The organism is Flavobacterium pallidum (assembly GCF_003097535.1).
GTDB lineage: Bacteria > Bacteroidota > Bacteroidia > Flavobacteriales > Flavobacteriaceae > Flavobacterium > Flavobacterium pallidum.
The window spans coordinates 570,695-587,987 of record NZ_CP029187.1; the positions used below are offsets into that span (position 1 = coordinate 570,695).

15 protein-coding genes are annotated in these 17,293 nt (G+C 43.6%); 9 read left to right on the plus strand and 6 right to left on the minus strand.

Annotation, left to right across the window (positions count from 1 at the left end; genetic code table 11):
- Positions 1–186: 186 nt before the first annotated feature.
- Positions 187–870 carry a zinc metallopeptidase gene (locus HYN49_RS02275; RefSeq protein WP_108902607.1) on the plus strand — a complete coding sequence of 228 codons (684 nt, stop codon included), beginning with the start codon at positions 187–189 and terminating at the stop codon, positions 868–870.
- Positions 871–972: 102 nt separating this feature from the next.
- Here HYN49_RS02275 and HYN49_RS02280 read toward each other — a convergent pair whose 3' ends face one another.
- Positions 973–1,326, minus strand: coding sequence for a winged helix-turn-helix transcriptional regulator (locus HYN49_RS02280; protein WP_108902608.1), 354 nt, complete (start codon positions 1,324–1,326; stop codon positions 973–975).
- Positions 1,327–1,403: 77 nt separating this feature from the next.
- Here HYN49_RS02280 and HYN49_RS02285 point away from each other — a divergent pair, with 77 nt between their 5' ends.
- Entirely contained in the window at positions 1,404–2,291 is an 888-nt protein-coding gene (locus tag HYN49_RS02285) for an NAD(P)H-binding protein (protein ID WP_108902609.1), read from the plus strand.
- Positions 2,292–2,360: 69 nt separating this feature from the next.
- Here HYN49_RS02285 and HYN49_RS02290 read toward each other — a convergent pair whose 3' ends face one another.
- A complete protein-coding gene (locus tag HYN49_RS02290) occupies positions 2,361–2,831 on the minus strand; it encodes an Lrp/AsnC family transcriptional regulator (RefSeq protein ID WP_108902610.1) in 471 nt (156 codons plus the stop codon).
- A 174-nt stretch (positions 2,832–3,005) separates the two neighbouring features.
- Positions 3,006–4,373, minus strand: a complete 1,368-nt coding sequence (locus HYN49_RS02295; RefSeq protein ID WP_108902611.1) for a saccharopine dehydrogenase family protein — start codon at positions 4,371–4,373, stop codon at positions 3,006–3,008.
- 108 nt (positions 4,374–4,481) lie between these two features.
- Between HYN49_RS02295 and HYN49_RS02300 the strand changes: the two genes are divergently transcribed.
- Positions 4,482–4,868 carry a DUF423 domain-containing protein gene (locus HYN49_RS02300; protein ID WP_108902612.1) on the plus strand — a complete coding sequence of 129 codons (387 nt, stop codon included), beginning with the start codon at positions 4,482–4,484 and terminating at the stop codon, positions 4,866–4,868.
- Positions 4,869–4,946: 78 nt separating this feature from the next.
- Entirely contained in the window at positions 4,947–6,548 is a 1,602-nt protein-coding gene (gene pckA / locus HYN49_RS02305) for a phosphoenolpyruvate carboxykinase (ATP) (RefSeq protein ID WP_108902613.1), read from the plus strand.
- Positions 6,549–6,863: 315 nt separating this feature from the next.
- Here pckA and HYN49_RS02310 read toward each other — a convergent pair whose 3' ends face one another.
- Positions 6,864–7,613, minus strand: coding sequence for a uroporphyrinogen-III synthase (locus HYN49_RS02310; RefSeq protein ID WP_108369593.1), 750 nt, complete (start codon positions 7,611–7,613; stop codon positions 6,864–6,866).
- Between the two features lie 19 nt (positions 7,614–7,632).
- A complete protein-coding gene (locus HYN49_RS02315; RefSeq protein WP_108902614.1) occupies positions 7,633–8,301 on the minus strand; it encodes a DUF4271 domain-containing protein in 669 nt (222 codons plus the stop codon).
- Between the two features lie 98 nt (positions 8,302–8,399).
- Here HYN49_RS02315 and HYN49_RS02320 point away from each other — a divergent pair, with 98 nt between their 5' ends.
- The 3 genes from HYN49_RS02320 to HYN49_RS02330 are packed head-to-tail and all read left to right on the plus strand — an operon-like array spanning position 8,400 to position 10,938.
- Positions 8,400–9,125 carry a polyprenol monophosphomannose synthase gene (locus HYN49_RS02320; RefSeq protein WP_108902615.1) on the plus strand — a complete coding sequence of 242 codons (726 nt, stop codon included), beginning with the start codon at positions 8,400–8,402 and terminating at the stop codon, positions 9,123–9,125.
- Positions 9,126–9,150: 25 nt separating this feature from the next.
- Positions 9,151–10,491, plus strand: a complete 1,341-nt coding sequence (locus tag HYN49_RS02325; RefSeq protein WP_108902616.1) for a dihydroorotase — start codon at positions 9,151–9,153, stop codon at positions 10,489–10,491.
- Between the two features lie 9 nt (positions 10,492–10,500).
- Positions 10,501–10,938 (plus strand): DUF4296 domain-containing protein, encoded by a 438-nt coding sequence (locus HYN49_RS02330; RefSeq protein ID WP_108902617.1) that lies wholly within the window; start codon positions 10,501–10,503, stop codon positions 10,936–10,938.
- Here HYN49_RS02330 and HYN49_RS02335 read toward each other — a convergent pair.
- Positions 10,935–11,948 carry an NAD-dependent epimerase/dehydratase family protein gene (locus tag HYN49_RS02335; RefSeq protein WP_108902618.1) on the minus strand — a complete coding sequence of 338 codons (1,014 nt, stop codon included), beginning with the start codon at positions 11,946–11,948 and terminating at the stop codon, positions 10,935–10,937. The genes HYN49_RS02330 and HYN49_RS02335 overlap by 4 nt on opposite strands.
- Positions 11,949–12,041: 93 nt before the next feature.
- Between HYN49_RS02335 and tyrS the strand changes: the two genes are divergently transcribed.
- Positions 12,042–13,343 (plus strand): tyrosine--tRNA ligase, encoded by a 1,302-nt coding sequence (tyrS, locus tag HYN49_RS02340; RefSeq protein WP_108902619.1) that lies wholly within the window; start codon positions 12,042–12,044, stop codon positions 13,341–13,343.
- A gap of 188 nt (positions 13,344–13,531) precedes the next feature.
- Entirely contained in the window at positions 13,532–17,167 is a 3,636-nt protein-coding gene (locus tag HYN49_RS02345; protein WP_181368993.1) for an Ig-like domain-containing protein, read from the plus strand.
- Positions 17,168–17,293 lie beyond the last annotated feature (126 nt).

Consider the following 17,293-nt stretch of genomic DNA (forward strand, 5'->3'; position numbering starts at 1 on the left):
ATCCTGCCGTGTAGCGCAGCGCAACGGCAGATACAGCGGAAAGCCCGACCTCGTTGCTGCACAGTTTTTCATTTTAGTGTATGGTTTCCGCAACGAGGGCACGCCCAAAAAAACTGTCAAAGTGACACGGTTTAAATCTGGCTTGCATTTTGCTTTTACGGCTGCAACAATTTAAACTAGATTACTATGGGACCCGGATACCTGATTTTGGCCATTCTGATTATGGGCGTAAGCTGGCTGGTCGGCAATACGCTGAAACGGAAATTTGAGCACTACTCCAAACTGCAGTTGCAGAACAATATGTCAGGCCGTGAAATCGCCGAGAAAATGCTCGCCGACCACGGAATTTTTGACGTTAAGGTCATCTCGACCGAAGGCCGCCTGACCGACCATTACAACCCCGCTGATAAAACGGTAAACCTCAGCGAAGCCGTGTATAACCAACGAAATGCCGCCGCTGCCGCCGTTGCAGCGCACGAATGCGGTCATGCGGTGCAACATGCGCAGGCGTATTCTATGCTGCAATTGCGCTCGAAGCTCGTGCCAGTCGTGAGCGTGGCATCAGGCATGATCCAATGGATACTGATTGCGGGGATTTTGATGATTAAAACGTTTCCTGAACTTCTTTTAGTAGGGATTGTGGCATTTGCGTTGACAACTTTATTTACTGTCATTACGTTGCCGGTCGAATATGATGCGAGCAACCGCGCTTTGGCCTGGCTTGAAAACAAACAAATGCTGACGCGCCGGGAACATGACGGTGCAAAAGATGCGTTGAAATGGGCCGCCCGTACTTATGTCGTGGCCGCTGTCGGTTCTATTGCTACGTTGCTGTATTACATTTCGGTGTATGCGGGCAACAGGAGGTAATAGGCGTGTGGAATTTACGAATGGAATATTGAAATCCGCGGCCTTCATCAGGCCGCGGATTTTTATTTGGAAGTATTTTCTCCAAATCTGCACCTTCCCGAATTATCTCATGGCGTTCCGCATTCCCCAATCGGCCAATGCCGCCATGGCCGGGATGAGTTCGCTGCCGCTGCCGGATAATTGATATTCTACATGAGGCGGCATCACTTCTATCACAATCCTTTGCACGAGTTCATCGGATTCCAATTGCTTGAGGTGCTGGATCAGCATTTTTTCTGTGATGGGCGGAATCGCTTTGCGAAGTTCGCTGTAACGCAGTTTTCCATTGCGAAGGTTCCATAAAATCAGCGGTTTCCATCGGCCTCCTACTTTATCCAACGCATAACTCACGGGGCATTCCACCATAATTGCCTGGCGGTTTTCGTTGTTCGTAGAACTTTCCTTGATATTTCTCATTACATACTTTTTGGTAGGTACTTGTACAAAAGTAAGTATAAAAATACCTTTGACAAATAATTCTAAATAAAAATATTATGAAATATGTTTTAACCGGTTCTGTTGGAAACATCAGCAAGCCATTGGCACAACAATTAATTGCCGCAGGGCATGATGTGACCATCATCAGCACTAATGAAAGCAAAAAGAAAGAGATTGAACAACTGGGCGCTAAGGCTGCTATCGGCGATGTAAATGACATTGCATTTGTCGCACAAACTTTTAAGGGCGCGGATGCCGCTTACGTGATGATTCCACCAACCTGGGCCCCGGAAGACTGGCCTGCGCACATGAAACAGGTCGCCGACAATTATGTTGCCGCCATCAAAGAAAGCGGCATTAAAAAAGTAGTGCAGCTCAGCAGCATTGGGGCACATTTGGGTTATGGGGCAGGGCCAATTAACGGACTCGCCTACTTTGAAAAGCAATTGGACAAACTGGAAAACGTCGATGTTTTGAGTTTAAGGCCGTCTTATTTTTACACGAATTTATTTGCCATGGCAGATTTGATCCGGAACGCAGGCATTATGGGCTCGAATTTCGGTGCTGCCGATGGAAATTTGGTGTTGACACATCCTGCTGACATCGCTGATGCAGCCGCACAGCGCCTTTTGTCTTTGGATTTCAACGGCCATATCCATCAATACGTTTCAAGCGATGTACGTACACTTGCGGAAGTCGCTGAAACCATTGGAAATGCTATTGGAAAACCAGGATTGCCATGGATTTCATTTTCAGATGAAGAGGCGTACAACGGGATGCTCGGGGCGGGGCTTACGAAAACCATCGCTGACGGTTATCTTGAAATGGGCCAGGGAATCCAATCCGGCATTCTCCAGGAAGATTATTTCAGTTCAGGCGCAACGCCGCAGGGGAAAGTGAAATTGGAGGATTTTGCGAAGGATTTTGCTATCGCATTTGTGTAAACTTCAATATTAAAATTCCAAATTCCAATCGTTCACGCAGATTGGAATTTGGAATCTGCTTTTTGAAATTTAGAGTTGTATTTGCCGCTCGATTTGTTGATCCAGCGAAATGAATGTTTCCGTACGCGACACGCCTTCAATTGCCTGTATTTTGGTATTCAGTAAATTCATCAGGTGTTCGTTATCGCGACAGATGATTTTTATAAGTATAGACCAGTTTCCTGTGGTGTAATGGCATTCGAGCACTTCCGGGATTTTCCGCAGTTCTTTTACAGCTTCTGGATTTCGGGCGGCCTTGTCGAGGTAAATTCCAACGAATGCCATGGTACTGTATCCCAAAACCTTATTGCTTACCGTGAATTTCGAACCCGAAATGACGCCGGATTGCTCGAGTTTCCTTAACCGTTGATGGATTGCTGCGCCGGAAATCCCGATTTTATTGGCAATTTGCAGGATGGGCTTTCTGGCATCGCCCATGAGGTCGCGGAGGATTTCCTTATCGATGCCATCTATTTCAATTTGGAGGGAGTTTATTTTCATTTAGTTACAAATTTAAACCGAATGTAGGAATTTATTTCGAAATCCAAACGTGATTAGAGCATTTGCATCCGGTTTCAACTTGCCCTAGCCCGGATGGCAGCGGATATCCTTTTATTTTTTTTCTTAAAAAAAATAAAAGATAGCAGCGTACAGCCGGAATAGCTCCTAAAAATACTAATTCAACTTATCCGGATTATACCCAAAATACGTCACATGCTTTTCATTAAACACTACGCCATATTCTTCCAATTCCTTTAATATAGGCTCGTAAACTTCCCTGCGGATGGGAAGTTGGACACCCGGAGTGGTAATATTACCGTTCAAAATCTGCAATGTCGCCATGGCAACGGGAAGTCCGACGGTTTTTGCCATTGCGGTATACGTCTGATCGTCGCCGATACAGACCATTTTGGAATCGATCTGTTTTTGTTGGCCGTTGAGTTCAAAGCCGAATTTATGGTACATCACAATCATGTCCTTGTCTTCAGGCTTTAATGTCCAGCTGTCATTCAGTATTTTCTCGAGGATTTGTGCCGGCGTCGCATTTTTCAGTCCGACAATCTTGTTTGGATTAAAAATATCAAGTTCCAATAATTTGTCCCACATAATGTCATCCTGTTCAATACCAAGCTGCAGGCGCATTTTTATTTCAACTGAATCTGTGGGGTGATAAGGCAAAAACAGGTTCGTGAATTCGCGGTAGCTGATGGTATCAGAATTGTCGATCATATACGTATCGTCAGTCATCCCGAGTTGTACGAACATATTCCAGGCCCGTGAATATCCTACGCGACGGATGGTGCCGCGGTATAAGGTTAAGATATCGTCAAGTCCGTATATACTTCGGTATTTCAACGAATCGCGGTTCGCATACCCTTCGAAACGGCCGTAGCCTTCGACTTCGAGGAATTCAGTACGGCGGAACAGTTTATGATAAGGAATATACTTGTAAGTACCTTCCTGTATGAATTTTGCAGCGCCGCCCTGTCCTGCCAACACCACATTTCTTGGCGCCCAGGTGAATTTGTAGTTCCAGAGATTGTCGTCGGATTCTGGTGCGACGAGTCCGCCACAGAACGATTCGAATAGGATCATCCTGCCGCCTTTGTCACGTATCTCGTCGATGACTTTCATCGCGCTCATGTGGTCGATACCCGGATCAAGCCCGATCTCATTCATAAACACCAGCCCGTTTTCTTTTGCGGCAGCGTCAAGGCTTTGCATCGCATCACTGATGTAGGAAGCCGTCACCATGTGCTTTTTGAAAGTGATGCAATCTTTCGCGACTTCAAAATGCAGGTGTGCAGGCAGCATTGAAATGACTACAGCTGCTTTTTGTATTTCACTTTTGCGCTGGGCTTCGTCAAAAATATCGAAAGCTATGGCGGTGGCATTGGGATGGTTTTTGGTTTTCCTTTGAGCCAGCTCGACAGAAAGGTCGCCGATGGTCAGGTGCAGGTTTTCGGCATCCGACTTTGCCAGCAGGTATTGTATCAGCGATGATGCCGAACGGCCGGCACCAATAATCAGGATATTTCTCATTTGTTATGATTCTGGCGCAAATGTAGGTATTTGTTATATTTATAAAAAAGTATCCCTCCTTGTTTTTTCTTACACCTGTGCGCATTACTTTTATCGAAAACTTTAAAGATGGATAAGAAGATCATTAGCGCAGGTGCTGTGTTTGGATTTTTTGGGATTATTTTCGGGGCTTTCGGGGCACATGCGATGAAGAAAATATTGAGTGTTGATTCCTTAGCGGTGTTTGAAACCGCCGTACGTTACCAGATGTACCACGCCTTATTCCTGTTATTCCTTGGAACGGTTAACATCATTCCTCAAAAAGCAAAAAAAATCATTTTTAATTTCATCCATTGGGGTGTTTTCTTTTTTTCAGGATCGCTTTACACCCTGGCTTTATTTTCCGCAAGCGATATGGATGTAAAATTTATAGGAATCCTCACCCCTTTCGGCGGAACTTTGTTAATTATCGGCTGGATTTGGTTATTCGTTGAAATTTCCCGCAAAAAATCATAAAATTTGACGTAACTACAACGTTGTAATTTTAATTTTTTACTTTTGCTCTTTAAAATTTACAACTCAACTTAAAATTTTATGGCAAATAACGCTTTGATTACGAAATCGATTTCGTTGGAAAATTTAAAAATACACAACGCGAAAGTCCATTACCAGCTTACCCCAGACGAATTACACGACATTACCATACAGTCCGGACAAGGCCGCGAAGCTTCAACAGGAGCGTTGGCCATCAACACCGGCGAATTTACAGGAAGGTCACCTCAGGACCGTTTCATCGTAAAGGATGAAATTACTGAAAGCCAGGTATGGTGGGGTAAGGTGAACATCCCTTTCTCTCCTGAAAATTTTGACAAATTATATGATAAGGTCACCGCTTATCTTTCCAATAAAGAAATTTATGCACGTGACAGTTATGTTTGTGCCGATGACAATTACCGATTAAATGTACGTGTCGTTACTGAAACGGCGTGGTCAAACCTGTTTTGTTACAATATGTTCTTAAGGCCTGAAGCTTCTGAACTGGAAAACTTCACACCGGACTGGCACGTAATCTGCGCGCCCGGCTTTATGGCTGATCCTGAAGTTGACGGAACAAGGCAACACAACTTTGCTATCCTGAATTTTACTAAAAAAATCGCTTTGGTTGGCGGAACCGGATATACAGGCGAAATGAAGAAAGGGATTTTCTCTGCACTGAATTTCATCCTTCCGGTCGATAAGAATACGTTACCGATGCATTGCAGCGCCAATGTGGGCGAAGATGGCGATACTGCTATTTTCTTCGGGTTATCAGGCACAGGGAAAACAACGCTTTCCGCAGATCCGAACCGCAAACTGATCGGTGATGACGAACACGGATGGACGAGTGAAAACACGGTTTTCAATTTTGAAGGTGGCTGTTATGCGAAAGTCATCAACCTTTCTGAAGAAAACGAACCGGATATTTACCACGCGATTAAAAGGGGAGCCATCCTTGAAAACGTAATTTTCAAGCCGGGCACGGATGAAGTGGATTATGCTGATGTATCGATTACACCAAATACACGCGTAAGTTACCCGATTTACCATATCGACAATATCCAGCCGGGTTCTATCGGCAAGAATCCAAAACATATTTTCTTCCTGACTGCGGATTCTTTCGGGATCCTGCCTCCAATTTCAAGACTGACACCGGGACAGGCTGCTTACCACTTTATTTCTGGTTATACCGCGAAAGTAGCAGGAACTGAAGCCGGAGTGACAGAGCCTCAACCGAATTTCTCTGCTTGTTTCGGAGCGCCATTTATGCCATTGCACCCGACGCGTTATGCCGAAATGCTAAGCCAGAAAATGAAGGAAGCAGGCGTTACTGTTTGGCTGATCAATACCGGATGGACAGGCGGGCCTTATGGCATCGGCCACAGGATGAAACTGAAATACACGCGCTCCATGATCACTGCCGCAATAAATGGCGAACTGGACAATGTGGAATATAAAGACCATGTAGTTTTCGGATTGGCAAAACCGCAATCCTGCCCGAATGTACCCGACGAAATCCTGAATCCAAGGAATACGTGGGAAGACAAAGATCTTTATGATGTGAAAGCCAAAGAACTCGCACAGAAATTCAAGGAGAATTTTGCGAAGTTTGAAGAATTTGCCAATGCTGAGATTTTAGCGGGAGGTCCTTTAGCATAAATAAAAAATAATTTGAGTTTCAAAAACCGGTTCTGATGAGCCGGTTTTTTTATACAGTTACTTCAATCAAATTCTTTTTTATCCGGATGAATTAAAATTTAACAAATGGTGTGGCATTTCCACAGTAACAAATCAGATTATTTCATTAGGGAACATTCTCCCCTTCCCCTGAAGGCAAAATACCATTTTCCCAAAACATGACGTTACGTTAAATCCACACCATTTGTTAAATTTTGAATTGGAAAATCATCTTAAAAAAAGGGCATAAAAAAAGCCACACAAAGTGCAGCTCTCTTATAAAGTATTTTTCTCTTCCTATTTTTCTTTGTTTGCTTTAGCGATATATTTTTCAAGGGCCATGGTCATTGACGGGGCTTCAGGCGAAGGTGCCATGATATCCACGCGGAGTCCGTGCTCCAATGCTTCTTTTTGTGTAGTGCTCCCGAAGACAGCGATCCGGGTATTGTTCTGCTCGAAATCCGGAAAATTCATAAACAACGATTTGATTCCCGTCGGGCTGAAAAACGCAAGAACGTCATAATAAACGTCTGCGAGGTCTGACAAATCACTCATTACGGTTTTGTAGAAAGTAGCCTGTGTCCAATCCACTTTCAGGTTATTGAGGACCTGCGGCGCATCTGCGTTAAGCTGGTCTGATGCCGGCAACAGGAATTTTTCGTCTTTGTATTTCTTAATCAACGGCGACATATCGACAAAATCTTTTTGCCCGACATAAATCTTCCTTTTCCTATAAACCACATATTTTTGAAGGTAGAAAGCAATGGCTTCCGACTGGCAGAAATACTTAAGCCCTTCCGGAATTTTATAACGCATTTCTTCCGCCACACGGAAAAAGTGGTCAATTGAATTCTTACTTGTCAGAATGATGGCTGTGTAGTTGTTAAGATCGATTTTCTGTAGCCTGACGTCCTTCGCACTAACGCCTTCAACATGGATAAAAGGTCTGAAATCAATTTTTACTTTATGCTTTTGTTGTAGCTCAAAGTATGGTGAATTTTCTACTTTAGGCTCTGGCTGGGACACCAAAATTGTTTTCACTTTCATATTATAAACTTTCTTAAGGCTAACTTTTTGTAAACCAGTAATACATAAAATAGTAGGGCGCTATTTCAAGTGCGCAAAGATACAAAATAAAATAAAACAACTTACTCATTATCAAATTTTGGTAAATTCTCAAAGAATTAAGGTAAGTCAATACATTTATTATCAAAATAATAGCAATAACGCTAAATATTACTGTTTTTGAAACAGAATTGTTATAGAACAGAAAAATATTTACAGGCAGCAACAAAATTCCAAGATAGGTCCTGTAACTGACTTTCTGCAAATTGAACTGCTCTGTAAACTCTTCAATATTAAACGATACCGAAATTATTTTCTCAATAAGAAATTTTGAAAGGATAAAAACCCCCGTAAATGTAAAGATCTGTACATATACTGCCCAATCGGTCTTTGAAACATACCCGAAATAACTCAGCACGAATTGTATAAAAAACGCAATCGACAACACCTGCACCATAAAAAGGGTGATGGTAAACCAACTCATCAGATTAGAACTATCCTTATAAATCTTAATGTATTTATCAGAAATAATGAGCTTGGAGAAATCAGTGAAACGGCCTTCAAAAACCGACTTTGCCACAGCAATCAACACAAAACATACCACGAATAAAATCGTAGCCCAGTCCTTATTTTCAATGATCCGTTCGTGAAATGAAATCGCCGCTGTCATGCGGCAAAATTAATCATTTTTTGTTTGGATATATTATGGATTAATTAAGAATCAGCATTGATAAAAAGATTATTTTTGCCGTGAAATCCTACTACAGCATGACCGACAGCATTGTAATTATTCCTACCTACAATGAGATTGAAAACATCGAAAGCATCATCAGGGCCGTACTCTCGCAGCACAAGCCTTTCGATTTGCTGATCATCGATGACAATTCTCCGGACAATACTGCAGGCAGGGTTATCGAATTGCAGCAGGAGTTTCCGGGCAGGATTTTTCTGGAGCAAAGAGAGAAGAAATCGGGCCTCGGGACGGCCTATGTACACGGATTCAAATGGGCGCTGGAAAAAGGTTACGGATATGTTTTTGAAATGGATGCCGATTTTTCGCACAACCCAAAAGACCTTGAAAAACTATACCATTGCTGCCATTTTGAAAGTGCAGACGTTGCCATAGGATCGCGATACGTTACCGGCGTGAACGTGGTAAACTGGCCTTTAAGCCGTGTACTGTTGTCTTATTTCGCTTCCGTTTATGTGCGTGCCATTACCGGCATGAAGATTCACGATGCCACTGCAGGATTCATGTGTTACCGCAGTGAAGTGCTGAAAAGCATTAACCTTGACAAGATTAAATTTATCGGCTATGCGTTCCAGATTGAAATGAAATACAGGGCTTACGCCAAAAAATTCGTCATTTCTGAGGTACCGATTATCTTTACAGACCGCACCAAAGGCCAATCAAAAATGAGTAATTCCATCATTAAGGAAGCCGTTTTCGGGGTAATCTCATTGCGGATCAGGAAATTTTTCAACCGGCTTTAAGCCAAAAGCCAACCAGCGTAAGATTATGAAAAGGACATTAATAAGGAATGCAAAAATCGTCAACGAAGGTACCATCTTTGAAGGTGATTTGCTGATAGAGGATCAATATATCGTTGAAATTGCGGAAAGCATCAGCTCTAAATCATCTGCCACAAAAATCATCGATGCCCAGGGCAATTACCTCATTCCAGGCGCTATTGATGACCAGGTCCATTTCCGGGAACCGGGATTGACACACAAAGGCGATATCGCATCGGAGTCGAGAGCTGCCATTGCGGGCGGGATTACATCGTTTATTGAACAGCCGAATACCATTCCGAATGCGGTCACGCAGGAATTGCTCGAGCAGAAATACCAATTGGCTGAAGGACGTTCTTATGCCAATTATTCCTTTATGCTCGGCGGTACCAATGACAATATTTCTGAAATCCTGAAGACCAATCCACGGAATGTGGCCGGAATAAAATTATTCTTAGGGTCATCAACCGGGAACATGCTTGTAGACAATGAAGAAGCTTTGGAAAAAATCTTCTCCAGCACGCCTATGCTGATTGCCGCACATTGCGAGGATGAAACGACCATCAAAAACAATCTTGAAAAATTCAAGGCAGAATATGGCGATGACGTTCCCGTTACGGCCCATCATTTGATCCGGAGCGAGGAAGCCTGTTACATTTCTTCTTCAAGAACAATTGAGCTGGCTAAAAAAACCGGCGCACGATTGCATATCTTCCATATCTCGACCGGAAAAGAAACGGCGCTTTTTACGAATAAGATCCCGTTGGAAGACAAGAAAATCACCGCTGAAGTCTGTATACATCATCTTTGGTTTACCAATGAGGATTATGCCACCAAAGGCAACCTTATCAAATGGAACCCGGCTGTAAAAACGGCAGCAGACCGCGACGCGCTTTGGGAAGCCCTGCTCGACGACCGCATCGATGTGATTGCGACAGACCATGCACCGCACGCACTCGACGAGAAAAAACTGCCTTATCTCCAGGCACCATCAGGAGGGCCATTGGTGCAGCATGCCGTGGTGGCGATGTTCGAAGCGCACCATCAGGGAAAGATATCGATTGAAAAGATCGTAGAGAAAATGGCACACAATCCAGCGAAATTATTTGCGATTGAAAAACGCGGATTTATCCGTGAGGGCTATCATGCAGACCTCGTGATTGTAGATGCCGGCATGCCATGGAGCGTTAAAAAAGAAAATATCCTTTATAAATGCGGGTGGTCGCCTTTTGAAAATTACACCTTTAAATCCAGGATTACGCATACTTTTGTAAATGGCGAACTGGTCTACAACAATTTTAAGGTAAAAGATGTCCAGTGCGGGCAAAGGCTTTTGTTTAACCGTTAGTCAAGAGTTATGAAGAATATCGTTATATTGTTATCTGCCCTTTTACTGGCAGGCTGCAGTGACAAATCAGCCGAGAAACCAGACAACCTCATTCCAAAAGACAAGATGGTCGATATCATATATGACCTGTCGCTGCTGGAGGCAATAAGATTGTCTGAACCCACATCTATTGCAAAGCGGAAAATCAATCCGTCGACATACATTTATAAGAAATATAAAGTGGACAGCCTGCAATTTGCAAAAAGCGACCGTTATTATGCCAATGACATTGACGGTTATGCCAAAATGTATGAAAAAGTGGAAAAACGCCTGGACCAGGATAAGAAAATAGCTGATTCACTTTGGAAAATAAAGAGCAAAATACCGCAGACCGATTTAAAGCTCTCTGATCAGGATGTGCCATTGAAAAGTCCCCCGAAAAGGACCAAAGCCGGATTCAAACGTTAGGTTTTCCTGAAAAACACAGCTGTTTTATTAATTACCGCCGGGATCGATTCAAAATCAAAATGCAGTGCCTGCCTGACCTTGCTGTTGTCGTATTGCTCCAATGCATGAAGGGATTTCGCAGCAGCTTTAGAGAGTTTCCTATTCTTAAAAAACAAAAAAGACAATACGCCGTCAATACGCCATGCCCATTCCGTCATCCATTTTTTGGCATAAACTGTGGGCGCTTTGACACCGATTTCATGGGCAATCATTTTTGACAAAACTTCAAAAGACATGATTTCGGATACGAGTGCAAATCTTTGCGATTGTATCGGGCTTTCCATCAACTGATGCATGATTGCGGCCACATCCCAGACACCGACAAAACCTGTGGCGCCTTTCGTGTAATACTTCATGCCTTTGCTGATTTCCCAAAAAATCCTGCCGCTGCCGTTTTGCCAATCGGCTTTGGAGGCAAAAGGCCCGATGATTACGCCGGGATTTACAATCACCGTTTCGAGTCCTTCCTGCTGGCCGCGCCACACTTCCATTTCGGCACCATATTTTGAAATGGCATAATCACTGTGGTATTTTTCAGGATTCCATTCGGTTTCTTCCGAAATGACGGTTTCGTTGACCGCTACATCTCCCAAAGCCGCGATGGAACTCACGAAACACAGTTTCTGCACCTCTTTCGCAAGGCAAAAGTTGACGATATTCGCCGTGCCTTCAATATTGACTTTCCGCAAGATGCCTTCATCAGACTGGTCAAACGAAATCATCGCGGCACAGTGGTACACCTTACTGATTCCGGAAAACACATTTTCAAGTGACGGGATATCCGTGATATCAGCCTGCTGCCATTCGATTTTATGAAACGAATCCGCCTTATGCTGCATTTCAAAAAGCCTTTTCACTTTTTCGATGCCTTCCGTATTACGGTAAATGGCAAGGACCGCTTCCTCTTTTTCCGCCAAGAGCATTAAAAGATGCATACCCACCAAACCGGTACCGCCAGTTACTAAAATCATGCGGTAAAGGTAATGATTATGGCAAATGAAAATGCGCGCGCCGGTTTTCAAATTATTTAATTACGTTATATTTGCCGAAATTTTTAATAGCAGATGAACAATTTAGTCGAAGAATTACGCTGGAGGGGATTGTACCATGACAGCATGCCGGGAACCGAAGAACAACTTTTAAAGGAGCCGGTGACGGCCTATATCGGGTTTGATCCCACGGCAGATTCTTTGCACATTGGGAGTATGGTACAGATTATTTTACTCACGCACCTGAAGCGTTTCGGGCACAAGCCGATTGCTTTGGTAGGCGGCGCTACGGGCATGATTGGCGATCCGTCGGGGAAATCCGATGAACGTAACCTGCTCAATGAGGAGCAATTGAATAAAAATGTACAAGGCATCAAGAATGTACTTTCACGCTTTCTTGATTTTGATTCCAAAGAGGCGAATGCACCGATTATGGTCAACAATTACGACTGGATGAAAGACTTTTCGTTTATTGATTTCGCGCGGGAAGTCGGGAAAAGGATTACCGTCAATTATATGATGGCAAAGGATTCAGTCAAGAAAAGGCTTTCCGGCGAAGGCGAAGGGATGTCGTTTACAGAATTCACTTATCAATTGATCCAGGGTTACGATTTTTACCATTTGCACAAGCATTACAATTGCATCCTGCAGATGGGCGGCTCCGACCAATGGGGAAATATTACCACAGGAACCGAGCTGGTACGCAGGATGAACCCGAATGCGGAAGCAAAAGCATTTGCGTTGACGACCCCTTTGATCACAAAATCAGACGGTTCGAAATTCGGAAAGTCGGAAGGCGGAAACATCTGGCTGGACGCGGATAAGACTTCAGTGTATAAATTTTACCAGTTTTGGGTGAATGTGACTGACGAGGATGCCGAAAAATACATTAAGATTTTTACCTTTCTGGATAAAGAAATCATCGATGCGCTGGTTGAAGAGCATAAAACCGCGCCCCATTTGCGTGTTTTACAGAAGCGCCTTGCGGATGAGATTACGGTTTTTGTGCATTCTGAAGCAGATTTGGACAAAGCGAAACAGGCCTCGAACATCCTTTTCGGGAATTCGAATGCCGAAGACCTGAAGCGATTGGACGCAGCTACTTTCCTGGAAGTTTTTGACGGCGTACCACAGGCGGAAATTTCAAAATCTGACATTGAGAATGGTATCGATATCGTCCTGCTGCTGAATGAGAAATCAGGCTTTATGAAATCGAATGGCGAAGCGAGGCGTGCGTTGGCGGAAAATTCCATCTCCGTAAACCGGGAAAAGGTAGCCGAAAATTTCCTGCTCACGCCCAAAGATCTGATCAACAATACGTTTGTGTTGTTACAAAAAGGCAAGAAGAATTATTTTGTTTTGCGCGTGGCTGAGTAACTGAGCTACGAAGCGCAAATAAATCCTGACAATATAGACCAGCTTTCGGGCTGGTTTTTTTTTGTTATTTCTTACGTATTACAGCATTTATATCCTTTTAAAAAGACATTTTCTGTAGACATCCGTCCACAAAACTTAATATGCTCTTTACCTGTGTTTTAATATATTTGATGCTTAAAATCATCCTTATGAAAAAACACTACTTCGTTACCTTATCGGTTATTTTATTTACAGGCCTTTCTGCGACAGCTGCGGTTTTTCCAGCAGTAAATATTGTAAATCCGCCTGCAGTCCTTGCAAATGATGACAATGTTTCTACAAGCCAGGATACCGGAATAGACATTTATGTGCTTTTCAATGATGACACCAGCAGTGGATTGGCCTTGGAAACCCTGCTTGTCGCAACGCAACCGGCGCATGGAACAGTTGTCGTGCACGATGGTGGCACGCCTAATGACATGACGGATGATTATCTGACTTATACGCCAAATCCGGATTATAACGGGACCGATTCCTTTGTTTACCAGATCAGTGATACGAATATGGAGACTTCGCTGGCAACGGTACACATTACCATTACAGCCAACGGTATTGAGAACAACCCTGTGGCTGTAAACGACATGGCTACTACTCTTGAGGACAATAGCATTACAATTCCTGTTTTGGCAAATGATACTTTCGGTAATGCCGGGCCTGGAAGCCTGATTATTGCCGGACAACCGCTTAACGGAATTGCTGTAATCAACCAAAACGGCACGCCGGACGACCCAGCGGATGATACGGTAACCTACACGCCGAATGCCAGTTATTATGGCACAGATGCTTTCCAGTATACCATTACAGATTTCAACGGCACGGAAGCCACAGGCACTGTAATGATTACCATTACGGAAGATGGCGTGCCTTATGACCCGCCATTGGCTTCAGATGATACCGTAACTACATCGAACGATACTGCTGTGGTGATTGATGTATTGATCAATGACACATTTGGTACTGCCGGTCCTGCAAGCTTTAGCATTACGACGCTACCTGCAAACGGAAATGCCATTATCAATACCAATGCCACACCGAATGACCCAACCGACGATACTGTGACGTATACGCCAAACCCTTCGTTTTTCGGGGCTGATACATTTGTGTATACGATTACTGATGCCGAAGGGCACTCGGCATCCGGCACTGTGACCATCGTCATTGTAACTGATGGTTCGGACGAGCCGCCATTCGCTTCAAATGACAATGCAACCTTATCAGAAGATACTACGGTTACCGTTAATGTATTGGCGAATGACTGGTTTGGTGCTGCCGGGCCTTCATCTTCTGCCATATCAATATCTTCTTACCCTCAGAACGGCATCGCATTTGTGAATGAAAACGGTACCCCGGATGATCCTACAGATGACCTTGTGGATTACATCCCAAATGCAGATTTTAATGGCATTGATAGTTTCACCTATACCATTTCCGATAGCATCGGAAATACTTCCACTACGACTGTAACCCTTGTCATCAGTCCGGATGATGTTAATAACGACATGCCGCTGGCTATGGATGACACTGCAAGCACCAGCATGAATACCGCTGTAATTTTAGCCATATTGGCTAATGACACTTTCGGAGGTGACGGGGCTTCCACAACTGCGATTGTTATAGGTTCACAACCTTCGAATGGGATTGCTGTTGTTAATGATAATGGCACGCCTCAGAACCCTGCCGATGACACGATTACTTATACTCCGAATGAGGCCTTTACTGGTACTGATTCTTTTACTTATACAATATCTGATGCTGACGGACAATCAAGTACTGCAACTACAACTTTACAGGTGATCCCAACGGCTGATATTATTACTGCTGTAAATGATGCTGCTACTACAACGGAAGATTCTGAAGTGACCATCCCAGTCTTGGCAAACGATTCGTTCGGGCCGTTCGGTTTTGGGGATTTCCCTATCGTTACAAATCCCGCCTTCCCTGATACGACTGCTCAGGGTGGTACGGTATCGGTACAGGACAATGGCACGCCGGGTGATTCATCGGACGATTTTATAACCTATTCCCCAGCGCCAAATTATAATGGCGTTGATATTTTTACCTATACTATTACTTCTTCAAACGGTGATTCTTCTACTGCAACTGTAACGTTACTGATCGTTCCCGACACTACTGGAGAGCCAGGTCCTATCCCCGCTAATGACCAGGTAACCACACCGGTGAATACGCTTGTCACAATTGATGTCCTGGCGAATGACCAGTACAATGTGTTTGCTGAATTAACAGGAATGAGCGTCGGAATGGGACAACACGGGACAACCGCCATTAACAACAACAATACGCCTGAGGTCTCGGACGATACGATTACCTACACTCCAGAAAACGGTTTTGCAGGAACAGACAGCTTTATCTATACGCTTAACGACCCAAACGGATTCGGTACTGCGATTGTCACGGTACTGGTCGTGCCTGAAAACGGCATATTGATGTCGGCATTTATTGATAACAACGGCAATGGCGTTCAGGACGGTGCCGAAACCACATTCAAATCAGGTGTGTTCCATTATGAAATCAACAACGACGGCATGGTACACGATATCGTATCATCGGTGGGGCAATATGTAATATATGAAGCCAATCCATCGAATACGTATGACCTCAGCTACACCGTAAATGATGGGTTTACAGCATATTATACGGTTACCACACCTGCTTACGAAAATGTCACGATAAGCGAAACGGGCGTATCCGAATTCAAATTTGCCATCAATGCATCTGTTTTTACTGATGTGAGCGTGCAGCTTATCCCGACTTCATTGCCGCGTCCGGGATTCATTTATCATAATATGATTTCATACCGCAACAATTCGGCACAAACCGTTTCCGGAACAGTGCTTTTTGTCCGTGACAATAATTTGAGCATCACTTCAGTGTCACAACCGGGAATTGTTATGGCTACAAATGGATTTACGTATAATTTTACGGATCTTGCGCCTTTTGAAACACGTTACATCTATGATATCAGCATGCAGGTTCCTGTAATCCCGAATGTTGCTTTAGGTGATTTGCTTACGAATGGAGGAAGTATTTTTGTCAGCAATGATGCTTTATCCAATAATAATGATGCCCTGCTTACCCAGCCTGTAGTAGGTTCTTATGACCCGAATGACATTACGGAATCTCATGGTGAAAAGGTCGTCCATGCTGATTTTACAGCCGATGATTACCTGACTTACACCATCCGTTTTGAAAACACCGGGACCGCCAATGCAGAAAACATCCGTGTGGAAAATGAGCTTGATGAGCAATTGGATGAAACAACAATTGAAATGATTGATGCCAGCGATGATTACACGCTGGAGCGCACAGGAAAGAACCTGGTTTGGAATTTTACGGATGTACAGTTGCCGCCTTCTGAAGAAGATACGCAAATCGGGCATGGGTATATCGTATACAAAATCAAGCCAAAGCCGGGTTATGCCATCGGTGATATAATTCCTAATGGCGCAAATATTTATTTCGACTTTAATCCTGCTGTTGTGACGAATGTATTTATGACTGAATTCGTTTCCACGCTGCATGTAGGCGATATCGATACCAATGCATTATCGTTTTACCCGAATCCGGTAAAAGACAGCCTCAATGTAATTGCTGTGGAAAATATCAGCGAGATCAATATCATCAACATTACCGGACAAAAGGTACTGACTGTAAAACCAAATGCTGTAAACAGCAAAATGGATCTTTCGGGATTGGAAAGCGGTATGTACATCGTCAGCGTAAAATCTGCGGAAGCGGTAAAGACAATAAAAATCATCAAGGAATAATCCTGGAAATAATTTCAATTCCTCGACCGAAGGCTTCAATTGATCATTGAATGCCGGCATTTTCTCATTGTGTTGGTTTTTATTTACGGGAAATGGATTATTTTACGATGGGCAATACTGCCGTGT

Excerpts from the sequence above, each read along its gene's own strand:
- HYN49_RS02280 (WP_108902608.1), bottom strand. The coding sequence starts at position 1,326 with ATGAGAAATATCAAGGAAAGTTCTACGAACAACGAAAACCGCCAGGCA.
- tyrS (WP_108902619.1), top strand. The coding sequence starts at position 12,042 with ATGAACAATTTAGTCGAAGAATTACGCTGGAGGGGATTGTACCATGAC.
- HYN49_RS02320 (WP_108902615.1), top strand. The coding sequence starts at position 8,400 with ATGACCGACAGCATTGTAATTATTCCTACCTACAATGAGATTGAAAAC.
- HYN49_RS02345 (WP_181368993.1), top strand. The coding sequence starts at position 13,532 with ATGAAAAAACACTACTTCGTTACCTTATCGGTTATTTTATTTACAGGC.
- HYN49_RS02290 (WP_108902610.1), bottom strand. The coding sequence starts at position 2,831 with ATGAAAATAAACTCCCTCCAAATTGAAATAGATGGCATCGATAAGGAA.
- pckA (WP_108902613.1), top strand. The coding sequence starts at position 4,947 with ATGGCAAATAACGCTTTGATTACGAAATCGATTTCGTTGGAAAATTTA.
- HYN49_RS02300 (WP_108902612.1), top strand. The coding sequence starts at position 4,482 with ATGGATAAGAAGATCATTAGCGCAGGTGCTGTGTTTGGATTTTTTGGG.
- HYN49_RS02325 (WP_108902616.1), top strand. The coding sequence starts at position 9,151 with ATGAAAAGGACATTAATAAGGAATGCAAAAATCGTCAACGAAGGTACC.
- HYN49_RS02295 (WP_108902611.1), bottom strand. The coding sequence starts at position 4,373 with ATGAGAAATATCCTGATTATTGGTGCCGGCCGTTCGGCATCATCGCTG.
- HYN49_RS02310 (WP_108369593.1), bottom strand. The coding sequence starts at position 7,613 with ATGAAAGTGAAAACAATTTTGGTGTCCCAGCCAGAGCCTAAAGTAGAA.
- HYN49_RS02335 (WP_108902618.1), bottom strand. The coding sequence starts at position 11,948 with ATGATTTTAGTAACTGGCGGTACCGGTTTGGTGGGTATGCATCTTTTA.
- HYN49_RS02330 (WP_108902617.1), top strand. The coding sequence starts at position 10,501 with ATGAAGAATATCGTTATATTGTTATCTGCCCTTTTACTGGCAGGCTGC.
- HYN49_RS02315 (WP_108902614.1), bottom strand. The coding sequence starts at position 8,301 with ATGACAGCGGCGATTTCATTTCACGAACGGATCATTGAAAATAAGGAC.
- HYN49_RS02275 (WP_108902607.1), top strand. The coding sequence starts at position 187 with ATGGGACCCGGATACCTGATTTTGGCCATTCTGATTATGGGCGTAAGC.
- HYN49_RS02285 (WP_108902609.1), top strand. The coding sequence starts at position 1,404 with ATGAAATATGTTTTAACCGGTTCTGTTGGAAACATCAGCAAGCCATTG.